Genomic DNA, 19,948 nt, shown 5'->3' on the forward strand with positions numbered 1-19,948 from the left:
GGCTATGAATTGTATTATTATTGATGATGAAAAGATGGCGAGAGTTATAGTTAGAACTCTTTGTAATCAAATAGAATCATTAAATATCTTACAAGAATTTACGAATGCTATTGAAGCAATTAAATTTTTGAACGAAAATCGTGTAGATCTTATCTTTTTAGATATTCACATGCCAAATTTTACTGGCTTAGATTTTATAAAAACATTAAAAGATCCACCTAAAATAATCTTCACCACTTCAGATCCTAAGTTTGCGATAGAAGCTTTTGAATACGATTTTATTGTAGATTATTTGTTAAAACCAATAGAATTACATCGCTTTGAAAAAGCAGTATTAAAGGCCGAAAAACTGCAACTTAGTAAAGCTAAAACTATTAGTACAAAAGGCTATAAGGTTAAAAACGACTTTTATGTGAACATAGATAGGAGGTTAATAAAAATTGATTTATCAAGCATCTATTTAATTGAAGCGAAAGGAGATTATATAAATATTAAAACAGAGGGTAAAAATTATGTGGTGCATTCTACCTTAAAAAAAATAGAAGAAAAATTACCAGATTCTTTATTTTTAAAAGTGCATCGTTCATATATTATAAATGTTAAGAAAATAATAGATATAGAAGACAACAGCGTCTTAATTAAAAATGACGTTGTACCTGTAAGTCGTTCTAATAGGCCAGAGTTAATGAAACGTTTAGATCTATTATAGTTTCTAAATTTTGGTCTATCTAATTCAGGGATAATTTTTTTTTAAAAAAAAGAGTTACTAATTATTTAGTAACTTTTTTAGTTTCTGGGTGCCTAAACTAGCAACATTCGCTATAATTGTAAGATTTTTAAAATTACTTTCAGAAATAGAAGGTTTTGGATCCACAAAATAAATTGGAGTATTTGGTTTTATATAATCTATTAAACTTGCCGCAGGATACACTTGCATTGAGGCACCTATAATTGCCAAAACATCTGCTTTCTTAGTAATTTCAACTGCTTTATCTAACATAGTCACCATTTCTCCAAACCAAACAATATGAGGTCTTAATTGACTCTTTTTACTGCAAAAATCGCCTAAAACTAAATCCTTATTCCAATCTAAAATTATTGATTCATCAACAGAACTTCTCACTTTTAAGAGTTCTCCATGTAAATGTGTAATATTAGAACTGCCAGCTCTTTCATGTAAATCATCAACATTCTGGGTAATAATGTCAACATCAAAGTTTTTTTCTAAATCTACTAAATTGTAATGTGATTTATTTGGATGAAGTTCTAACAGTTGTTTTCTTCGTTCATTGTAAAAATCTAAAACTAATTTTGGATTTGCTTCAAATCCTTCTGGAGTAGCAACTTGCATAACATCATGTCCTTCCCACAAACCATCGGAATCTCTAAAAGTATGTATTCCGCTTTCAGCGGATATTCCTGCGCCCGTTAAGACAACTAATTTTTTAATCAATTTTAATGTATTTTAAATTCTTTCTATGAAGGTAAAAATAATAATTATATGTTTGTTACTATGATTGATAAAGAATTATTAAATCTTTTTGAAAGTTATTTAACAGATAAAAGGAAAACCTTATATAAAAAAGTGATAGCTGATAGAACTTGTCACTTTACAGTTGTTTTGGAGGATATTAGTCAGCCACACAATGCAAGTGCAGTTTTAAGAACTTGTGATATTTTTGGAGTTCAAGATTTACATACTGTTGAAAATAAGTATATTAACAGAATTTCTAAATATGTAGCAAAAGGTTCTCAAAAATGGATTACTTCGAAACGCTATAAATCAGACGGAAATAACACACGAATTTGTTTTGATAATTTAAGAGAAGAAGGGTATCAAATTATAGCAACCAGTCCACATAATGATTCTTGTTTATTAAAAGATTTTGACATCAGTAAAAAAACGGCATTCGTATTTGGTGAAGAAACAGAAGGAATTTCTGATTTTGTAAAAGAAAATGCAGATGGGTTTTTAAATATACCAATGGTTGGTTTTACAGAAAGCCTAAATATTTCTGTAGCTGCGGCAATTATTTTACAAGATGTAACTACAAAATTAAGAATGTCTGATATTGATTGGCAATTATCAAAAGAAGAAAAAGAAGAATTGTACTTTGATTGGTTAAAAAATTCTATTAAAAATAGTGATGTAATTGAAGAAAATTTTACGAATCTAAACTTTTAAACGAATAGTTATTCAATAATTATTTTTTCAATCGTAGAAATAGAATCACATCTAGAAACGTATAAACTTACATTTTCTAAATCTCTGTTTCCATTAATATAATATTCTGCACAAGGTTTTTTTCTTGGTTTACTTTTATTAAAATCTACATCACCAGTATATAAAATAGTAGAAATTTTAGTTGAATCAATATCAGAATTTAGCATTACGCGCTTTGCATCGTCAGAAAATACTCTTTTTTTAATTCTGATACTTTTTAGAGTTCTTGAATCCATGCCGTAATCGAAAGTTGCTTTTTTCTTTTGCCAAAAAAAGTAAACGCCTACAGAACTGATTGAAACTCCTATTAAAAAATATCCTATTCTTTTTATTAACATCCTTAAATTATGAGTCACAAAAATAATTGAATTTTATAGAAGACATCTTAAATTTGTTAATTTCTTTCGAGAGAAAAATACGCGTGAAAATCTCTTAACGCTTCTTTAAATAAAAAGTTTACTTTAAACCAATAAGAATTTGGCAATGACTTTTTTCTATTTTTATAAAAGCCTTTCCAACCTTGCTCCAGTGCTTTAAATTGAGTAACTAAAAGACCAAACCGATCGTATACACGGATAATCGCTTCTGGGTTCTTTTCTAAATCTTTAATCAGTAGAATTCCCCGACGCAAACTTCGGGGAATTCTACTGATTAAAATACTTACCGAACGAATCTTTTGTCTTATCGACAATATTCATTAGAGTTAGTTTTTCGGGGGTTCAACTAAATAATTAAATCTCGAATTTTTAGTAATTAATGAAAGTGATAAAAATTTTGAAGATGTACTATAGGTTTTTTCTTTTTTATAAAATCAACAAATTAATATCTCTAAATGGCAAGTCAAACCAGTCGGCAACTGTTTTATTTGTTAAAACCCCATGATAATAATACATCCCATTTCTGAGGCTTTTATCATAACGTACAGCATTTTCAAAGCCGCCCTCTTCCGCAATATTTAATAAATAAGGCGTAAAAATATTACTTATAGATAAAGTAGCAGTTCTTGCATAACGCGCGGGAATGTTAGGCACACAATAATGAATTACACCATGTTTCACAAAAGTAGGTATATTGTGGTTGGTTACATTAGATGTTTCAAAGCAACCGCCTCTATCTATACTTACATCCACAATAATAGCACCTTCTTTCATTTGTTCAATCATTGTTTCTGTAGCAATAATTGGCGATCTATTTCTACCCCTAATTGCACCAATAGCGACATCGCATCTCATCAATGCTTTTGCAATTGATTTTGGCTGTATTGTAGATGTATAAATAGGGGCAGGTAAAGAATGTTGAAGCTTACGAAGTTTAGTAATAGAGTTATCAAAAACTTTTACCCTAGCTCCTAATCCTATAGCAGTTCTAGCAGCATATTCTCCAACAGTTCCTGCTCCAAAAATAACAACGCTTGTTGGCGGAACGCCACTAATATTGCCAAATAACAGCCCATTTCCTTTATTAACGCCGCTCATTAATTCACCAGCAATTAACACAGAAGCAGTTCCTGCAATTTCGCTCAAAGATTTTACAATTGGGAAGGTTTCTTGTTCATCTTTTATAAAATCAAAAGCTACCGCAGTAATTCTTTTTTTTGCTAAATTTTCAAAATATTTTTTGGTTTGTGTTTTTAATTGAAGTGAAGAAATTAAAATTGTTTGCGGATTTATATATTCGATTTCTTCTTCTGTTGGTGGGGCAACTTTTAATACAATTTTGCATTTAAAAGCTTCTTTGACATCGTAAGAAATTTTTGCACCAGCCTCAGAATATTCTTTATCGGTATAATTTGAGCCATCGCCAGCACCTGTTTCTATAACAATTCTATGACCATGTGATGTTAGTGCCGTAACTGCATCTGGTGTTAAGCAAACCCTTTTTTCGCCCAAATGAGTTTCTTTAGGTAAGCCTATAAAAAGTTCTCCTTTTTGCTTTTTTATTTCTAGCATTTCTGCTTGTGGTAATAACTCTTCTTTACTAAAAGGAGAAAACTGACTCATGGTTTGGTTATTTTATTTGAATGTTGCGATTTTGATTCTCTAAAATTGAAAGATGAATTTCTACAGCATCTAAAGGTAATAAATTTTCTATATTTTCTGGCCATTCAATTAAACACCAATCATTATTGTCAAAATATTCTTCAATTCCCATATCTAGTGCTTCTTCTTCTTGCGCAATCCTGTAGAAATCAAAATGGAAAACTTTTTCGCTTTTTGATGTTTCATATTCATTTACCAACGAAAAAGTAGGAGAGGAGATCGTATCTAAAACACCTAATTGCTTACAGATTTCTTTAATCAGAGTCGTTTTTCCAACTCCCATTTGCCCATAAAACAATAATGTTTTGTTTTTTGCGGATGAAATAAGCTCAGTTGCAACTTCAGATAAATTTTCTAAAGAATAGTTTTTGTTCATTTAGCAAAAATAGAAAGACTTTTTATTTTAGTGGAAATATTTTTTCACTTGTTTTAGCAGCTACTGTAAACCTCCACTAAAAAATTTAACTAAATACTGCCAACTAATTTACTTCGGACTATAAACAGCGCAAGGAATAATTACTTCTTCCAATGAAACCCCTCCATGTTGATAAGTGTTTCTATAATATTTTACAAAGTGATTAAAGTTATTTGGATACGCAAAAAATAAGTCCTCTTTTGCGAAAATAAATGGACTATTCATAGCAGCGGTAGGCAAAAATATGTCTTTAGGGTTTCTAACAGCATAGACGTCTTTTTCTTCATAGCTTAAACTTCTACCTGTTTTATAACGTAAATTTGAACTGATATTTTTATCGCCAATTACCTTTGTAGGATTTTTACAATTAATCGTTCCGTGGTCTGTGGTAATAACTAATTTCTGACCTAATTGCTGCGCTTTTTGAATAATTTCGAACAACGGTGAGTTTTTAAACCAACTTAACGTTAAACTTCTGTAAGCCTTATCATCACCGGCTAGCTCTTTAATAACTTCCATTTCTGTTTTAGAATGTGAAAGCATATCAACAAAATTATAAACAACAGCGGTTAAATCGTTTTGCTTTGTTCCGTTAAAATTATCGGCTAATTCTTTACCACCTTTTAAAGTAGTTATTTTATAATATTCGTGTTTAATATCTAAACTTAATCGTTTTATTTGAGCAGTTAAAAATTCATTCTCAAATAAATTCATTCCGCCTTCATCTGTATCATTTTTCCAAAAATTTGGATGACGTTTTTCCATTTCTGAAGGCATCAAACCAGAAAAAATGGCATTCCTAGCATATTGTGTTGCCGTTGGTAAAATAGAGAAATACGAATATTCTTGCTCTTTTTTATAATAATTATTAATCAAAGGTTCTAAAACCCGGTATTGATCATAACGCAAATTATCAATTATAACCCATAAAACACCTTGGTCTTTGCTTAACTGTGGAACAACATAGTCTTTAAATAAGGTATGTGAAAATGTAGGTTTATCATGTGCCGTTAAAAAATCTTCGTAATTTTTTTTAATGAATTTAAAAAACTGATTATTAGCTTCTTGTTTCTGACTTTCTAAGATACCCAACATACCAGAATCACTAATGTTTTCTAGTTCTAATTCCCAATGAACCAATTTTTTATAGAGTTCAATCCAATCTTGATAGCTATTTACCATTGCTAAATCCATTGTGATTTTTCTAAATTCTTGCTGATAATTAGAAGTTGTTTTTTCTGAAACCAATCTAGAATGGTCTAAGTTTTTTTTTAAGCTTAATAAAATCTGATTCGGATTTACAGGTTTTATTAAATAATCAGCAATTTTAGAACCAATCGCTTCTTCCATAATATATTCCTCTTCACTTTTAGTAATCATAACAACAGGTAAATTTGTCTGCTTCTGCTTGATTTCTGCAAGTGTATCCAAACCTGATAAGCCAGGCATATTTTCATCCAAAAAAACAATATCAAAATTATTTTCATCAACTAAATCGATTGCATCAGCACCATTTGTACAGGTCGTAACTTTATAATTTTTAAGTTCAAGAAAAAGAATGTGAGGTTTTAATAATTCAATTTCATCATCAACCCATAAAATTTGTATGTTGCTCATAGTTCGTTTTTAATTTCTAACGTTAAAAATACGGTATTGTTATTTTTTTTGATGCTTTATAATGATAAAATATTGCCAATTCTAGCTTTGTAATCAATTTACAGATAATTTAAAAAATCCAAAATCAAAAGTTTGCAAATTCGTGTCATTAAGTCGTATTTTGCATACGATTGATAAAACGCAGCATTTGAAGAAAAAAACACCCAACAAATTAAAGATTTTAAATGATCCTATTTACGGATTTATTCAAATTCCAAATTCGTTAATTTTTGATATTATAGAACACCCTTATTTTCAGCGTTTAAGAAGAATTGCACAAATGGGCTTTTCTAATTTAGTATATCCAGGTGCAAATCACACACGTTTTCATCATGCAATTGGTTGTATGCATTTAATGCAAAAAGCGGTAAGAGTTTTACGTTTTAAACAAGTTGAAATATCCGAAGAAGAAGAAAATGGATTGTGCATTGCAATTCTATTGCACGATATGGGGCACGGAGCTTTTTCGCATGCATTAGAACATAGTATTGTTAGCGAAATTTCGCATGAAGAAATTTCTCTAAAATTCATGAAAAAGCTAAATCAAGAATTTGATGGGGAGTTAAGTTTAGCAATCAAAATTTTTGAAGGAAAATACCCTCGTAAATTTTTATGTCAGTTAATATCAAGTCAATTAGATATTGATCGATTAGATTATTTAAGAAGAGATAGTTTTTATACAGGAGTAACAGAAGGCAATATTTCATCAGACAGATTAATTGTAATGATGAATGTTAAAAATGAAGAATTAGTAATTGAACAAAAAGGAATTTATTCTGTAGAGAAGTTTTTAATCGCAAGAAGATTAATGTATTGGCAAGTATATTTGCATAAAACAGGTTTAGTTGCAGAAAACATGCTGGTAAATGTATTAAAAAGAGCGAAAGAACTGGCAGGAAAAGGCGAAATATTGTTTGCGAGTTCATCGTTAAAATACTTTTTGTATACTCAAATTAATCAGCAAAATTTCACAGATGAAACGTTGGAAATGTTTTCTAAATTAGATGATTATGATGTTTTATCCGCCATAAAAGAATGGACAAATCATCAAGATAAAATTTTATCTGTATTATCTAAAATGATTGTTGATAGAAAATTATTGAGAATTGAATTGCAGATGGATGCTTTTAGCGAAGCGCAAATTAACAAAAAAAGAAGTAAGTTTTCTAAGGAATTAGGCTTCTCGGAAGAAGAAACTAATTATTTTGTTTTTTCACAAGAAATTAAAAATCAAGCTTATAATACTGAAATGCCTATTTATATTCTAAATAAAAAGGGGAAATTAAAGGATATTGCAAAAGCTTCTGATCAATTAAATATACTGGCGTTAACAAAACCGGTTGTAAAACACTTTATTTGTTATCCAAAGTAAAATGATATTAGACAGATAGCTTTAATTTTTATACTTTTGCATTTGATGAAATTTACAGCACAACAAATAGCAGATATTTTAGAAGGAGAAGTAATTGGCAATCCTAATGAGGAAGTCTCTAAATTATCTAAAATAGAAGATGGGGAAAAAGGTTCGTTAACTTTTTTATCTAACCCGAAGTACCATCCGTATTTGTATACAACAAATGCTTCAATAACAATTGTAAACAAAACCTTTGAACTAGAGAAAGAAATTTTTACAACCCTAATAAAAGTAGAAAATGCCTACAAATCATTTTCAAAAATTTTAGAATTTTATAACGAAGTAAAAAATAATAAAACGGGTAGAGAAGCGCCACATTTTATTGCAGATTCAGCAAAAATGGGTAAAAATGAATATTTAGGAGCTTTTTCTTATATAGGAGAAAATGTTTCTATTGGCGATAATGTTAAAATTTATCCTAATTGTTATATTGGCGATAATACTGTTATTGGAGACAATTGTATTCTTTTTGCTGGTGTTAAAGTATATTCTGAAACTAAAATTGGGAATCATTGTAAAATTCATTCTGGTTGTATAATTGGTTCAGATGGATTTGGATATGCGCCAGATGGAGAAGGGGAGTACAGGGCAATCCCGCAAATAGGAAACGTAATTATCGAAGATTATGTAGATATTGGTTCTTCATGTACCATAGATAGGGCCACTTTAGGATCTACAATTATAAGACATGGTGTAAAGTTAGACAATCAAATACAAATTGCGCACAATGTAGAAGTTGGTAAAAACACCGTAATTGCTGCTCAAACAGGAGTCGCAGGATCAACTAAAATTGGAGAAAACTGTATGATTGGAGGTCAAGTTGGTTTTGCGGGTCATTTAATAATTGGTAACAATGTAAAGATTCAAGGTCAATCGGGCATTAACAAAAACTTGAAAAATGGCGAAAAAGTACAAGGAACACCAGCAATGAAGTATTCAGATTACAGTAAATCCTACGTTTATTTTAGAAATTTACCCAAGATTGCAGCATCAATTGATAAAATGGAAAAAGAATTGAATGCCCAAAATCAATAAAACATGAGTAAGAAACAAAAAACTATAAAATCAGAAATTACCTTATTAGGTGTTGGTTTGCACACGGGGAATAAAGTAGTAATGACATTAAAACCTGCTCCTATAAATCATGGATTTGCATTTGTAAGAATAGATTTAGAAGGTTCACCAATAATAGAGGCAAATGCAGAATATGTTGTAAACACCCAAAGAGGAACAAATCTTGAAAAAAATGGAGTTCAGATTCAAACATCCGAACATGTTTTAGCAGCAGCGGTTGGTTTAGATATTGATAATTTATTAATAGAAATAGATGCGTCAGAACCTCCAATAATGGACGGTTCTTCTAAATATTTTATAGAAGCTTTGGAAAAAGCAGGTATAGAAGAACAAGATGCAAATATCGAAGAGTATATTGTTAAAGAAATAATTTCTTATAAGGATGAAGTTACCGGAAGTGAAATTATTTTAATGCCTTCGGATGAGTATCAGGTAACTACCATGGTAGATTTTGGAACCAAAATTTTAGGTACACAGAATGCTACTTTAGACACAATGTCTGACTTTAAAAAAGAAATTGCAGACGCTAGAACTTTTAGTTTTTTACATGAAATTGAAATGTTATTAGAAAACGATTTAATTAAAGGAGGAGATTTAAATAATGCAATTGTATATGTGGATAAAGAATTATCTGCAAGTACAATGATAAAGTTAAAAAAAGCATTTAAAAAGATAATATAGCAGTAAAACCAAATGGAATTTTAGACAACTTAACTTTGCATTGGGCAAATGAAGCTGCTCGTCATAAATTATTAGATGTTATTGGAGACTTAGCTCTAGTGGGTACCCGTATTAGAGGTAAAGTTATTGCAAATAAACCAGGACATTTAGTAAATACGCAATTTGCAAAAATGCTTTCCAAAATTATAAAAGCAGAAAAAAGAAATTACGTTCCACAATACGATTTAAACCTACCCCCTTTATTAGATATTCATCAAATTATGGATATTCTTCCTCATAGACCACCTTTCTTATTGGTTGATAGAGTTATAGAGCTTTCAGACAAACATGTTGTTGGTATGAAAAATGTAACAATGAATGAAGGTTTTTTTGTAGGTCACTTTCCAGGTTCGCCAGTAATGCCAGGAGTTTTAATAGTAGAAGCCATGGCACAATGTGGTGGTATTTTAGTTTTAAGCACAGTGCCTGATCCAGAAAATTATTTAACGTACTTTATGAAAATGGACAATGTTAAATTCAAACAAAAAGTTTTACCAGGTGATACATTAATTTTTAAAGCAGACTTAATTACACCAATAAGAAGAGGAATCTGTCATATGCAAGCCTATGCATATGCAAATGGTAAATTAGTTGCTGAAGCTGAATTAATGGCGCAAATTTCTAAAATTAAATAACTATGAATCAACCACTTGCTTACGTACATCCCCAAGCAAAAATTGCAAGAAATGTAGTAATAGAACCTTTTACAACCATTCATAACAATGTAATAATTGGTTCTGGAACTTGGATTGGTTCTAATGTTACCATTATGGAAGGGGCAAGAATTGGTAAAAACTGTAGAATTTTTCCGGGTTCTGTGATTTCTGCAATTCCACAAGACTTAAAATTTGATGATGAGGAAACTACGGTAGAAATTGGCGATAATGTTACTATACGCGAGTGTGTAACAATCAATAGAGGTACAAAAGACAGAATGAAAACTACAGTGGGAAATAATTGTTTGATAATGGCATATTGTCATATTGCACACGATTGTTATGTGGGTAATAACTGTGTTTTTTCTAACAATACTACGTTGGCAGGTCATGTAACTATTGGCGATAACGTTGTTTTAGCAGGTATGGTAGCTGTGCATCAATTTGCGTCAGTTGGCAAACACGCATTTGTAACTGGTGGTTCTTTGGTGAGAAAAGATGTACCACCTTACGTAAAAGCGGCTAGAGAGCCTTTATCTTATGTTGGTATTAATTCAGTAGGACTAAGAAGAAGAGGTTATACAACCGATAAAATAACAGAAATTCAAAATATTTACAGAATATTATTCCAAAAAAATTATAATTACACACAAGCAATTGATATTATTGAGGCAGAAATGGAAGCAACTCCAGAACGTGATGAAATTATACAATTTATAAAAGATTCTCATAGAGGAATCATGAAAGGATATTTTAACGTAAATTAATACAATTTATTTAAGTTAGTTAACTAAAAAAAATAATAGCTTTTCACTAAAAGCATACTGCTAAAAACGGAAAGCCTTAAAGAATAAAAATGGCAACAACATCAGACATTAGAAACGGTTTGTGTATTAGATACAATAACGATATCTTTAAAATTATAGAATTTTTACATGTAAAACCGGGTAAAGGTCCAGCCTTTGTAAGAACAAAATTAAAAAGTGTTACAAATGGGAAAGTAATTGATAATACATTTCCGGCAGGAAGAAAAATTGATGACGTAAGAGTTGAGACACATAAATTTCAGTTTTTATATCATGATGGGGAGTTTTATCATTTTATGAATGAGGTGGATTACACGCAGATCCGTTTATTAGAAGCAGCTTTAGATACTCCTCAATTAATGAAAGAAGGAGAAATCGTTACTATAATTATCAACTCAGAAGACAACATGCCGCTTTCGGTAGAAATGCCTTTAAGTGTAATTCTTGAGGTTATACATGCAGAACCAGGAGTTAAAGGTAATACAGCGACGAATGCAACAAAGCCAGCAACTGTAGAAACTGGTGCATCGGTAAATGTTCCTCTATTTATTAATGAAGGTGATAAAATTAAGATAGAAACTGCAAAAGGTACGTATCAAGAAAGAATTAAAGAATAAAAATAGTAATCAGTCTTCAGTTGGCAGTCAATAAATGAAATTTAAGAAACCACAATCATTACAAAATATTGCATCTCTCTTAAACATAGAGTTTGTAGGTGATGCTAATTTCGAGATTTTAGGAATTAACGAAATTCATGTTGTAGAAAAAGGTGATATGGTTTTTGTTGATCATCCAAAATATTATGAAAAAGCATTAAATTCTGCTGCAACTACAATTTTAATCAATAAAAAAGTAACTTGTCCAGAAGGAAAAGCTTTGTTAATTTCTGATGATCCTTTTCGTGATTTTAATAAAATAACCAAGTATTTTAATCCTTTTATTGCATCCAAAGAAAGCATTTCTGAAAGCGCAACTATAGGCGAAGGAACCGTTATTCAACCCAATGTTTTTGTTGGTAATAATGTAAAAATTGGTAAAAATTGTGTAATTCATCCAAATGTTACTATTTATGATCAAACAATTATTGGTAATAATGTAACTATTCATGCAAATACAGTTTTAGGTGCTGACGCTTTTTATTACAAAAAAAGACCAGAAGGGTATGATAAATTAATTTCTGGAGGAAGAGTTGTACTTGAAGATAATGTAGATTTAGGAGCTTCTTGTACGATTGATCGAGGTGTTAGTGGAGATACAACCATTAAAAAAGGGACAAAAATAGACAATCAAGTTCATGTTGGACACGATACTATTATTGGCGAAAAATGTTTAATAGCGTCACAAACTGGAATTGCAGGTTGTGTAATTATTGAAGATGAAGTTACCATTTGGGGGCAAGTTGGCACAAACAGTGGAATTACAATTGGTAAAGGTGCAATTATTTTAGGGCAAACAGGAGTAACAAAATCGGTGGCTGGAGGAAAGTCCTATTTTGGAACACCTATATCAGAATCAAGAGAAAAATTAAAAGAAATGGCCGAAATAAAACAGTTTTTAAAGGAGCGAAAAAAATCATAAATAAAGTATTTATTTTGTTTTTTTAAAAACCAACAAATAGCTATTTTTGCAGCATAAATTAAATCAAATTCCATTTCGTTTTCCTTTTGGAAAAATTTAAAAGCAATGGACTAAATAATGAACTATGAGTGTTTTAGTAAATAAGAATTCAAAAATTATTGTTCAAGGTTTTACAGGTAGTGAAGGTACTTTTCACGCTGGTCAAATGATTGATTACGGAACTAATGTTGTTGGAGGAGTTACTCCTGGGAAAGGAGGTCAAGAACACTTAGGGAAACCAGTTTTTAATACAGTTTTAGAATCTGTGGAAAAAGTAGGAGCAGACACCTCAATTATTTTTGTACCACCAGCTTTTGCTGCGGATGCAATTATGGAATCTGCAGATGCAGGAATCAAAGTAATTATCTGTATTACAGAAGGAATTCCTACTGCAGATATGGTAAAAGTAAAAGCATATATTGCAAATAAAGATACTAGGTTAATTGGTCCTAACTGTCCAGGTGTAATTACCCCGGGTGAAGCTAAAGTTGGTATTATGCCAGGTTTTATCTTTAAAAAAGGGAGAGTTGGTATTGTCTCTAAATCGGGTACTTTAACGTATGAAGCTGCAGATCAAGTTGTAAAACAAGGATTCGGAATTTCTACTGCAATTGGTATTGGAGGAGATCCTATTATTGGAACAACGACTAAAGAAGCTGTTGAATTGTTAATGAATGACCCAGAAACTGAGGCAATCGTTATGATTGGTGAAATTGGCGGAAATTTAGAAGCTGAAGCTGCACAATGGATTAAAGCGGATGGTAATAGAAAACCAGTGGTTGGTTTTATCGCTGGTCAAACTGCACCTGCAGGAAGAACAATGGGACATGCCGGAGCGATTGTTGGTGGAGAAGATGATACTGCACAAGCAAAAATGAAAATTTTAGCAGAAAACGGAATTCACGTAGTAAGTTCTCCAGCAAAGATTGGTGAAATGGTTGCGAAAGTTTTAAAATAATCATTCTTTTAGAAGAGAATGAAGTATAAATTCCCGTGTAAACGGGAATTTCTTTTTTATATTTGATCATTGTCAGTTTGAGTTTGATACAAACAACTAAATAATAAAACATGAAACTACTAGAAAATAAATCAGCAATAATTACAGGAGCAACGCGAGGAATTGGAAGAGGAATTGCAATGGAATTTGCAAAACACGGAGCAAATGTTGCTTTTACCTACAGTTCTTCTGTAGATGCTGCAAACGCTTTAGAATTAGAATTAAAGGCTTTTGGAGTAAATGCTAAAGGATATCAATCAAACGCTGCAAATTTTGATGCAGCGCAAGAATTAGCTAAAAATGTTTTAGAAGATTTTGGTTCAATTGATATTTTAGTAAACAACGCAGGGATTACTAAAGACAATTTGTTAATGCGTATGTCCGAACAAGATTTTGATCAAGTAGTAGAAGTAAATTTAAAATCGGTTTTTAATTTAACAAAAGCGGTTATTAGACCAATGATGAAACAAAGAGCAGGCTCAATTATAAATATGAGCTCTGTTGTTGGGTTAAAAGGGAATGCAGGTCAAACAAATTATGCAGCGTCAAAAGCTGGTATTGTTGGATTTTCTAAGTCTGTAGCTTTAGAGCTAGGATCAAGAAATATTAGAAGTAACGTGATTGCTCCAGGGTTTATTGAAACAGAAATGACGGACAAATTAGATGCAACAACTGTGCAAAGTTGGAGAGATGGAATTCCTCTAAAAAGAGGAGGAACACCAGAAGATATTGCAAATGCATGTGTGTTTTTAGCTTCGGATATGAGTTCTTATATTACAGGGCAAACACTTTCTGTTGACGGGGGTATGTTAACATAATAAGCGGCGGTTTCATTAATTAGTAAAAAAGGATTTGTGATCTATAGCAAGTCGGGAAACTAATAAAATATAAAAATCACAAACCTGTAACAAATTAACGTTACAGGTTTTTCTTTTATCAATGATATGTATATCTTTCCAATAAAATAAAAGTATTGCAAACAACCACTATTTTATATATCCTATTCTCTCTATTGCTGGGACTTTTAGTAGCATATTTTCAATATTATTACAAAGTAAAAAACAAACTAAAAGTTACTGGTTTACTCTTTGTTTTAAAAACAATGAGTTTATTTTTGTTGCTTTTATTGTTGATAAACCCTACAATTGAAAAAATGGAAATTGAAAATGAAAAACCAACACTTTCTGTTTTAGTTGATAATTCTAAATCAGTTTCTTTTTTTAAGGAAGGTAAAAATGTAACTGATATTGTTTCAAGTTTACAGAATAATAGAGACTTAACCACTAAATTTTTTTAAATGAATTTGCATTTGGTAGAAACTTAGAAGTTTTAGATAGCCTTTCTTTTATAGAAAATGAAACAAATATTACCGAAGCAATCACTAAAGTTAATGAATTTCAAAAAGATAAAATTGCGCCTATTATTTTAATTACGGATGGAAACCAAACCATTGGTGAGGCGTATGAGTTTTTAAATTCGAAGCGGCCAATTTATCCAATTATAGTTGGTGATACTATAAAATATGTGGATCTTAAAATTGCGCAATTAAATGTAAATAAATACAGTTATTTGCAGAATAAATTTCCTGTTGAGGTGATTTTAAACTTTGAAGGCACAGAAACAATAAATACACAATTTTCAATTTTTAATGACGGAAAAACGGTTTATCGAGAAAATGTTTCTTTTTCTTCGGATAAAAAATCGGCAACAATTACAGCAAATTTAACTTCTACAAAAGAAGGTTTACAATATTATACAGCTTCTATAAATACATTAAAAAACGAAAAAAACACGAAGAATAATAGCGAAATTTTTTCGGTAGAAGTCATCAATGAACAAACAAAAGTATTGATATTAAGTTCCGTTTTACACCCAGATATTGGTGCTTTAAAGAAATCGATAGAAAGCAATAAGCAACGTTCTGTTGATGTTCTTTTAGTTGATAAATTTAAAGGTAATATACAAGATTACCAGCTAGTTATATTTTATCAATTAAACAATAAGTTTACTTCAATTATTTCTGAATTAAAACAGCAGAATAGTAATTATTTATTGATTTCTGGGGCAGATACTGATTGGAATTTCATCAATAAACAACAATTAGGTTTTACAAAAAATGCCATTAATCAAACAGAAAATTATGGAGCAATTTATGATGATTCTTTTTTAACTTTTTTACAAGAAGATATTGGCTTTGATAATTTTCCGCCTTTAAAAGATAAGTTCGGAGAAGTTTTAATTTCTAAAGAGCATCAAACTTTATTGTATCAAAATGTAAACGGCATTCAAACGAATCAACCTTTATTTACAACTTTTGATGTAAACAATCAAAGATCGGCAGTTTTGTTTGGAGAAGGCATTTGGAAATGGAGAGCGGTAAGTTTTTTAAATTCAAATTCGTTTGAAGAGTTTGATAAATTTACAGGAAGTTTAGTACAATACTTGGCATCCAACAAAAAGAGAGATCGTTTAGAAGTAAATGCAAACACAATTTATCCTGCAAATTCAACCATACATATATCCGCATTTTATACGGATAAAAATTATCAATTTGATGCGAGAGCAGCTTTAGAAATTGCAATTACAAATTCAGAAACCAAAGAAGTAACAAAAATTCCGTTTTCATTAATAAATAATTCTTATCAGATTGAAATTGAGAATTTAACTTCTGGAGATTATTCTTATAAAGTGGAAGTTTTAGGGTTGGATATTAAAACTAATGGACGTTTTAAAATTACTGAGTATCAAATTGAGGAACAGTTTACAAACGCCAATGAATCGAAGTTACAACAATTAGCAGCAAAAACTGGAGGGAAGGTTTATTATAAAAATCAAATGGCTGATTTAACAAAAGAACTTTTAGAAAATGAGTCTTTCTATACGGTGCAAAAATTATCCATAAAACAACAAATTTTAATTGATTGGAAATGGATTTTATTTTTTATAATTGGTTTATTTACGGCAGAATGGTTTATCAGAAAATATCATGGAAAAATTTAATAATTTAATAAATAAATAAAAGGATATGAGATTTCACACAAGAAAATGGGTAAAACCAGAAGATTTAAATCCGAATGGAACTTTATTTGGTGGTAGACTTTTACAGTTAATAGACGAAGAAGTTGCTATTTATGCCATTATTCAGCTAGAAATTCCAAGAACAGTAACCAAATATATGTCTGAAATAGATTTTGTGAGTTCAGCAAAACAAGGAGATATTATTGAAATAGGAATTGATGTTGTAAAATTCGGAAACTCTTCTATTACATTAACATGTAGTGTTAGAAATAAATTAACCAGAAAAATAATAATTGATATTGAAAAGATTGTAATGGTTTCTTTGGATGAAGATGGAAACCCTAAAAAGCATGGAAAAACAGAAATTGAATTTGTAAAAGATCGATTAAATGAAGATTAATATGCCTTTTTTAATTTAGATAGAAGTCTATTATAAAAAATAAAATGGGACACAGCCATACACATCATCATAGTTCATCAACAGAAAATATAAAAGTTGCTTTTTTTCTGAATTTATTCTTTACTATTATTGAGTTTATTGGTGGAGTTTACACAAATAGTTTGGCAATAACATCTGATGCAATTCATGATTTAGGTGATAGTTTAAGTTTAGGAATGGCTTGGTATTTTCAAAAAATATCCACCAAAAAAGCAACAAAAAAGTATTCTTATGGTTTTAAAAGATTTGCACTTTTAGGTGCTTTAATCAATTCAGTAATTCTATTAATAGGATCTATTTTTATCATTTTAAAAGCAATTCCTAGAATTATAAATCCAGAAGAATCAGACGCAAAAGGAATGATGTGGTTTGCTATTTTAGGAATTATAGTAAATGGAGCTGCTGTTTTAAAACTTCAAAAAGGAATATCAATTAATGAGCGAGTTGTTTCTTTGCACATGTTAGAAGACGTTTTAGGTTGGGTTGCCGTTTTAATTGCAAGTATTATTATGCAATTTTGGGATGTGCCGATATTAGATCCTATTTTATCATTATTAATTGCTTTATATATTTTATTTAATGTTTTTAAAAATGCCAAAGAAAGCATCAGAATTATTTTACAAGGAACACCAATGGCGGTTTCTGTAGATGAAATTAAAACTAAAATTCTTGAAAATAAAGAAATTAAAAGCTTACATGATTGCCATTTATGGACTATGGATGGTGAATATAATATTTTAACTGTCCATTTATTAATGGTTGATAAGAATATTTCTTGGCAAAAAGCAGATCAAGTTAAAAAAGAAATTAGAAAAGTTTTACATGATGATTTTCATTTCGAGCACATTACCCTAGAAATAGAAGTTTCAGAAGATTGTTACTATATAGATTGTGTTTAAAGAACTTATAGCGTAAATTTGATAAATTTAAAAACAAATAAAAATGGCAAATAATCAAATGGAACTTAAATTCCCAAAAGGAGGAATATTCATAGTTGTATTAGTAGTAGCATTAATAATTTTATTTTCAAAATCAACCGTTACAATTGGTCCTGGAGAAGGAGGTGTTATTTTTGAGTCTTTAGGGAATGGTATAAATACAGAGAAAACCTATAGTGAAGGGTTTCATGTTGTAGCTCCTTGGAATAGAATGATTATTTTAAAAGTACGTCAGCAATCTATTTCTGATGAAATGAATGTACTTTCTGTTAACGGATTAGAAGTTAAAGTAAATGGTACAATTTGGTACGAGCCAGAGTTTAAAAACTTAGGTCTACTAATAAAAACTAAAGGGGAAGATTTTGAACGCGAATTATTAGATCCTGCAATTAACGCAGCAGCAAGAAGTGTAGTTGGTCGTTATACACCAGAACAATTATATTCAAGTAAAAGAGATGTAATTGAGCAAGAGATTTTAGATGAAATTCAAATAGTTTTAAAAGAACAATATTTGTTAGTTACACGAGTTTTGGTTGAAGATGTTAAATTGCCAACTACAATTAGAACAGCAATTGAAACGAAATTGAAGCAAGAGCAAGAGTCTTTAGAATATGAATTTAGAATTGCAAAAGCAGAGAAAGAAGCTAAAAGACAAAAAATTGATGCAGAAGGTAAAGCTGTAGCCAACAAGATTTTAAGTGAATCTTTAACAGATAAGATTTTACAAGAAAAAGGTATTGGAGCTACTTTAGAACTTGCTAAATCTACAAATAGTAAAGTGATCGTTATTGGTTCAGGGAAGTCTGGAATGCCAATTATACTTGGAAATCAATAAGAAGTTTTTTAAACTTTTAATAAATTATAAATCCAGCTTAAAGCTGGATTTTTTTTATTCTTTAGTTTATAAATAACTACGAGTGTTTGTTTTTAAACTGTTGTTAAACACTTTTTATAAAGTAATGACTACTATTTATGAGTGAAAATGCTTTAAAAGGGTTTAAATTGAATATTTTTTAATAGTTTAATTACTTGAATGAGTATTAATTTTTGCTATTTTAAAACGTATTAGGATTAGTTTTTTACAGGAATTTTATTGCGTTCTATTTTACCCTTTTTAAACGCCTTGTGGTTTTCATAACAATCTAAAACAGCTTCAATCATTTGCAGGTCAGAAGCTTTTTTAATAAAATATTCTGAGTAGCTGCAGTCTGCAAGTAAATCTGTTAATTCTTGTCTATCCATTTCTAAATATTCCATTATTACTTCTCTGTCAAAATTACCGGCTAACATTTTGCGTAAATTATCTTCGTTTTTTAGTTTTTGAAGCTTTTTAAGTTGTTTAGGTTTCTTTCCAAAAAGGCTGTACAAGAAATCTACTGGTTGAAATAATGCAGCAATAGGAGAGGAATAGTTTTTGCTTTGTGGCTTACCTACTTCATACGTTTGCGGCAAACCATTAATATGAATTCTAGTAAATTTGTCTTTAGGTACAAGCTTTACATCTACTTCTAAAACACCTATTAATTGGGTAGATTTAATAATTATTTCTTTAATTTCTTCTGGTTTTTCATAAAGTGCAATTTCTAATTCATTACCTTTTAGTAGGTCATTTGTGATTTTTAGTTTAATGGATGAAAATCCTAAATAAGAAACTAGAATTGTATCATTGGTCTTTGTTGGTAATTCAAAAAAGCCTTTATCATCAGTAATTGTACCCACAACTGCATTTAAATTTAAAACGTGAGCGGCACTCAAGACACGTTTATTTTCAGCATGTATAATTTGACCTTTTAAAATTGTGGAGCGAATACTGTCTTTTTGAGAAAATGCGCTTAAACTGATTAATAAGCACAAAATGAATAGGTTTCTTTGCATACCTGCGAAATTAAGTATAAAACTGTATAGAAAAGTTAATATTTTGTGAAGAAGTAAAAA

Annotated in this window: 21 protein-coding genes and 1 pseudogene; 15 read left to right on the plus strand and 7 right to left on the minus strand. The window is 30.2% G+C overall.

Annotated features, from left to right (window positions below; genetic code table 11):
- The first annotated feature begins 4 nt into the window (after positions 1 to 4).
- Positions 5 to 709 carry a LytR/AlgR family response regulator transcription factor gene (locus BST83_RS05055; RefSeq protein ID WP_104808848.1) on the plus strand — a complete coding sequence of 235 codons (705 nt, stop codon included), beginning with the start codon at positions 5 to 7 and terminating at the stop codon, positions 707 to 709.
- A 57-nt stretch (positions 710 to 766) separates the two neighbouring features.
- Here the strand turns inward: BST83_RS05055 and BST83_RS05060 are convergent, their stop codons facing one another.
- On the minus strand, positions 767 to 1,450 hold the full coding sequence (locus BST83_RS05060; RefSeq protein ID WP_104810794.1) for an SIR2 family NAD-dependent protein deacylase: 684 nt from the start codon (positions 1,448 to 1,450) through the stop codon (positions 767 to 769).
- 51 nt (positions 1,451 to 1,501) lie between these two features.
- On the opposite strand from BST83_RS05060, the gene BST83_RS05065 reads away from it, so the two are divergent.
- Complete coding sequence (locus tag BST83_RS05065) at positions 1,502 to 2,185, plus strand: TrmH family RNA methyltransferase (RefSeq protein ID WP_240614664.1); 684 nt, start codon at positions 1,502 to 1,504, stop codon at positions 2,183 to 2,185.
- A gap of 8 nt (positions 2,186 to 2,193) precedes the next feature.
- On the opposite strand, the gene BST83_RS05070 is transcribed toward BST83_RS05065, so the two are convergent.
- The 5 genes from BST83_RS05070 to porX all read right to left on the minus strand — a co-directional run bounded on the left by BST83_RS05070 (position 2,194) and on the right by porX (position 6,295).
- Positions 2,194 to 2,562 carry a DUF4258 domain-containing protein gene (locus BST83_RS05070; RefSeq protein ID WP_104808850.1) on the minus strand — a complete coding sequence of 123 codons (369 nt, stop codon included), beginning with the start codon at positions 2,560 to 2,562 and terminating at the stop codon, positions 2,194 to 2,196.
- Between the two features lie 56 nt (positions 2,563 to 2,618).
- Positions 2,619 to 2,855, minus strand: a complete 237-nt coding sequence (locus BST83_RS05075) for a T9SS type B sorting domain-containing protein (protein WP_170062741.1) — start codon at positions 2,853 to 2,855, stop codon at positions 2,619 to 2,621.
- A 172-nt stretch (positions 2,856 to 3,027) separates the two neighbouring features.
- On the minus strand, positions 3,028 to 4,224 hold the full coding sequence (locus BST83_RS05080; protein WP_104808852.1) for an alanine dehydrogenase: 1,197 nt from the start codon (positions 4,222 to 4,224) through the stop codon (positions 3,028 to 3,030).
- 7 nt (positions 4,225 to 4,231) lie between these two features.
- On the minus strand, positions 4,232 to 4,639 hold the full coding sequence (tsaE, locus tag BST83_RS05085; RefSeq protein ID WP_104808853.1) for a tRNA (adenosine(37)-N6)-threonylcarbamoyltransferase complex ATPase subunit type 1 TsaE: 408 nt from the start codon (positions 4,637 to 4,639) through the stop codon (positions 4,232 to 4,234).
- Between the two features lie 108 nt (positions 4,640 to 4,747).
- On the minus strand, positions 4,748 to 6,295 hold the full coding sequence (gene porX / locus BST83_RS05090; protein ID WP_104808854.1) for a T9SS response regulator signal transducer PorX: 1,548 nt from the start codon (positions 6,293 to 6,295) through the stop codon (positions 4,748 to 4,750).
- Positions 6,296 to 6,482: 187 nt separating this feature from the next.
- Between porX and BST83_RS05095 the strand changes: the two genes are divergently transcribed.
- From BST83_RS05095 to BST83_RS05150, 13 genes and pseudogenes are all read left to right on the plus strand, one after another.
- Positions 6,483 to 7,706 carry an HD domain-containing protein gene (locus BST83_RS05095; protein WP_170062742.1) on the plus strand — a complete coding sequence of 408 codons (1,224 nt, stop codon included), beginning with the start codon at positions 6,483 to 6,485 and terminating at the stop codon, positions 7,704 to 7,706.
- 45 nt (positions 7,707 to 7,751) lie between these two features.
- Positions 7,752 to 8,783: a UDP-3-O-(3-hydroxymyristoyl)glucosamine N-acyltransferase gene (lpxD, locus tag BST83_RS05100; protein ID WP_104808855.1), complete on the plus strand. Its 1,032-nt coding sequence runs from the start codon at positions 7,752 to 7,754 to the stop codon at positions 8,781 to 8,783.
- Positions 8,784 to 8,786: 3 nt separating this feature from the next.
- Positions 8,787 to 10,177: pseudogene (locus tag BST83_RS05105) on the plus strand (bifunctional UDP-3-O-[3-hydroxymyristoyl] N-acetylglucosamine deacetylase/3-hydroxyacyl-ACP dehydratase).
- Positions 10,178 to 10,179: 2 nt separating this feature from the next.
- Positions 10,180 to 10,965, plus strand: coding sequence for an acyl-ACP--UDP-N-acetylglucosamine O-acyltransferase (gene lpxA / locus BST83_RS05110; RefSeq protein ID WP_104808856.1), 786 nt, complete (start codon positions 10,180 to 10,182; stop codon positions 10,963 to 10,965).
- Between the two features lie 89 nt (positions 10,966 to 11,054).
- Positions 11,055 to 11,621 carry an elongation factor P gene (gene efp / locus BST83_RS05115; protein ID WP_104808857.1) on the plus strand — a complete coding sequence of 189 codons (567 nt, stop codon included), beginning with the start codon at positions 11,055 to 11,057 and terminating at the stop codon, positions 11,619 to 11,621.
- Between the two features lie 34 nt (positions 11,622 to 11,655).
- On the plus strand, positions 11,656 to 12,582 hold the full coding sequence (locus BST83_RS05120; RefSeq protein WP_104808858.1) for a UDP-3-O-(3-hydroxymyristoyl)glucosamine N-acyltransferase: 927 nt from the start codon (positions 11,656 to 11,658) through the stop codon (positions 12,580 to 12,582).
- 124 nt (positions 12,583 to 12,706) lie between these two features.
- The gene (gene sucD, locus BST83_RS05125; protein ID WP_104808859.1) at positions 12,707 to 13,579 is read left to right on the plus strand and encodes a succinate--CoA ligase subunit alpha; all 873 of its coding nucleotides are present in this window, start codon (positions 12,707 to 12,709) and stop codon (positions 13,577 to 13,579) included.
- Positions 13,580 to 13,689: 110 nt separating this feature from the next.
- Positions 13,690 to 14,436, plus strand: a complete 747-nt coding sequence (fabG, locus tag BST83_RS05130) for a 3-oxoacyl-[acyl-carrier-protein] reductase (RefSeq protein WP_104808860.1) — start codon at positions 13,690 to 13,692, stop codon at positions 14,434 to 14,436.
- Positions 14,437 to 14,720: 284 nt separating this feature from the next.
- Positions 14,721 to 14,915, plus strand: a complete 195-nt coding sequence (locus tag BST83_RS20500) for a hypothetical protein (RefSeq protein ID WP_240614665.1) — start codon at positions 14,721 to 14,723, stop codon at positions 14,913 to 14,915.
- A 227-nt stretch (positions 14,916 to 15,142) separates the two neighbouring features.
- Entirely contained in the window at positions 15,143 to 16,618 is a 1,476-nt protein-coding gene (locus BST83_RS05135) for a VWA domain-containing protein (protein ID WP_240614666.1), read from the plus strand.
- A gap of 25 nt (positions 16,619 to 16,643) precedes the next feature.
- Positions 16,644 to 17,036, plus strand: coding sequence for an acyl-CoA thioesterase (locus BST83_RS05140; protein ID WP_104808861.1), 393 nt, complete (start codon positions 16,644 to 16,646; stop codon positions 17,034 to 17,036).
- 44 nt (positions 17,037 to 17,080) lie between these two features.
- Complete coding sequence (locus BST83_RS05145) at positions 17,081 to 17,974, plus strand: cation diffusion facilitator family transporter (protein ID WP_104808862.1); 894 nt, start codon at positions 17,081 to 17,083, stop codon at positions 17,972 to 17,974.
- 43 nt (positions 17,975 to 18,017) lie between these two features.
- Positions 18,018 to 18,848, plus strand: coding sequence for a prohibitin family protein (locus BST83_RS05150; protein ID WP_104808863.1), 831 nt, complete (start codon positions 18,018 to 18,020; stop codon positions 18,846 to 18,848).
- 236 nt (positions 18,849 to 19,084) lie between these two features.
- On the opposite strand, the gene BST83_RS05155 is transcribed toward BST83_RS05150, so the two are convergent.
- A complete protein-coding gene (locus BST83_RS05155) occupies positions 19,085 to 19,888 on the minus strand; it encodes a carboxypeptidase-like regulatory domain-containing protein (protein WP_104808864.1) in 804 nt (267 codons plus the stop codon).
- Positions 19,889 to 19,948: the final 60 nt, after the last annotated feature.

It is taken from the genome of Polaribacter filamentus, assembly GCF_002943715.1.
Classification (GTDB): domain Bacteria; phylum Bacteroidota; class Bacteroidia; order Flavobacteriales; family Flavobacteriaceae; genus Polaribacter; species Polaribacter filamentus.

Excerpts from the sequence above, each read along its gene's own strand:
- BST83_RS05070 (WP_104808850.1), bottom strand. The coding sequence starts at position 2,562 with ATGTTAATAAAAAGAATAGGATATTTTTTAATAGGAGTTTCAATCAGT.
- BST83_RS05080 (WP_104808852.1), bottom strand. The coding sequence starts at position 4,224 with ATGAGTCAGTTTTCTCCTTTTAGTAAAGAAGAGTTATTACCACAAGCA.
- BST83_RS05155 (WP_104808864.1), bottom strand. The coding sequence starts at position 19,888 with ATGCAAAGAAACCTATTCATTTTGTGCTTATTAATCAGTTTAAGCGCA.
- fabG (WP_104808860.1), top strand. The coding sequence starts at position 13,690 with ATGAAACTACTAGAAAATAAATCAGCAATAATTACAGGAGCAACGCGA.
- lpxA (WP_104808856.1), top strand. The coding sequence starts at position 10,180 with ATGAATCAACCACTTGCTTACGTACATCCCCAAGCAAAAATTGCAAGA.
- BST83_RS05055 (WP_104808848.1), top strand. The coding sequence starts at position 5 with ATGAATTGTATTATTATTGATGATGAAAAGATGGCGAGAGTTATAGTT.
- tsaE (WP_104808853.1), bottom strand. The coding sequence starts at position 4,639 with ATGAACAAAAACTATTCTTTAGAAAATTTATCTGAAGTTGCAACTGAG.
- BST83_RS05065 (WP_240614664.1), top strand. The coding sequence starts at position 1,502 with ATGTTTGTTACTATGATTGATAAAGAATTATTAAATCTTTTTGAAAGT.
- BST83_RS05145 (WP_104808862.1), top strand. The coding sequence starts at position 17,081 with ATGGGACACAGCCATACACATCATCATAGTTCATCAACAGAAAATATA.
- lpxD (WP_104808855.1), top strand. The coding sequence starts at position 7,752 with ATGAAATTTACAGCACAACAAATAGCAGATATTTTAGAAGGAGAAGTA.
- sucD (WP_104808859.1), top strand. The coding sequence starts at position 12,707 with ATGAGTGTTTTAGTAAATAAGAATTCAAAAATTATTGTTCAAGGTTTT.
- porX (WP_104808854.1), bottom strand. The coding sequence starts at position 6,295 with ATGAGCAACATACAAATTTTATGGGTTGATGATGAAATTGAATTATTA.
- BST83_RS20500 (WP_240614665.1), top strand. The coding sequence starts at position 14,721 with ATGAGTTTATTTTTGTTGCTTTTATTGTTGATAAACCCTACAATTGAA.
- BST83_RS05120 (WP_104808858.1), top strand. The coding sequence starts at position 11,656 with ATGAAATTTAAGAAACCACAATCATTACAAAATATTGCATCTCTCTTA.
- efp (WP_104808857.1), top strand. The coding sequence starts at position 11,055 with ATGGCAACAACATCAGACATTAGAAACGGTTTGTGTATTAGATACAAT.
- BST83_RS05150 (WP_104808863.1), top strand. The coding sequence starts at position 18,018 with ATGGCAAATAATCAAATGGAACTTAAATTCCCAAAAGGAGGAATATTC.
- BST83_RS05140 (WP_104808861.1), top strand. The coding sequence starts at position 16,644 with ATGAGATTTCACACAAGAAAATGGGTAAAACCAGAAGATTTAAATCCG.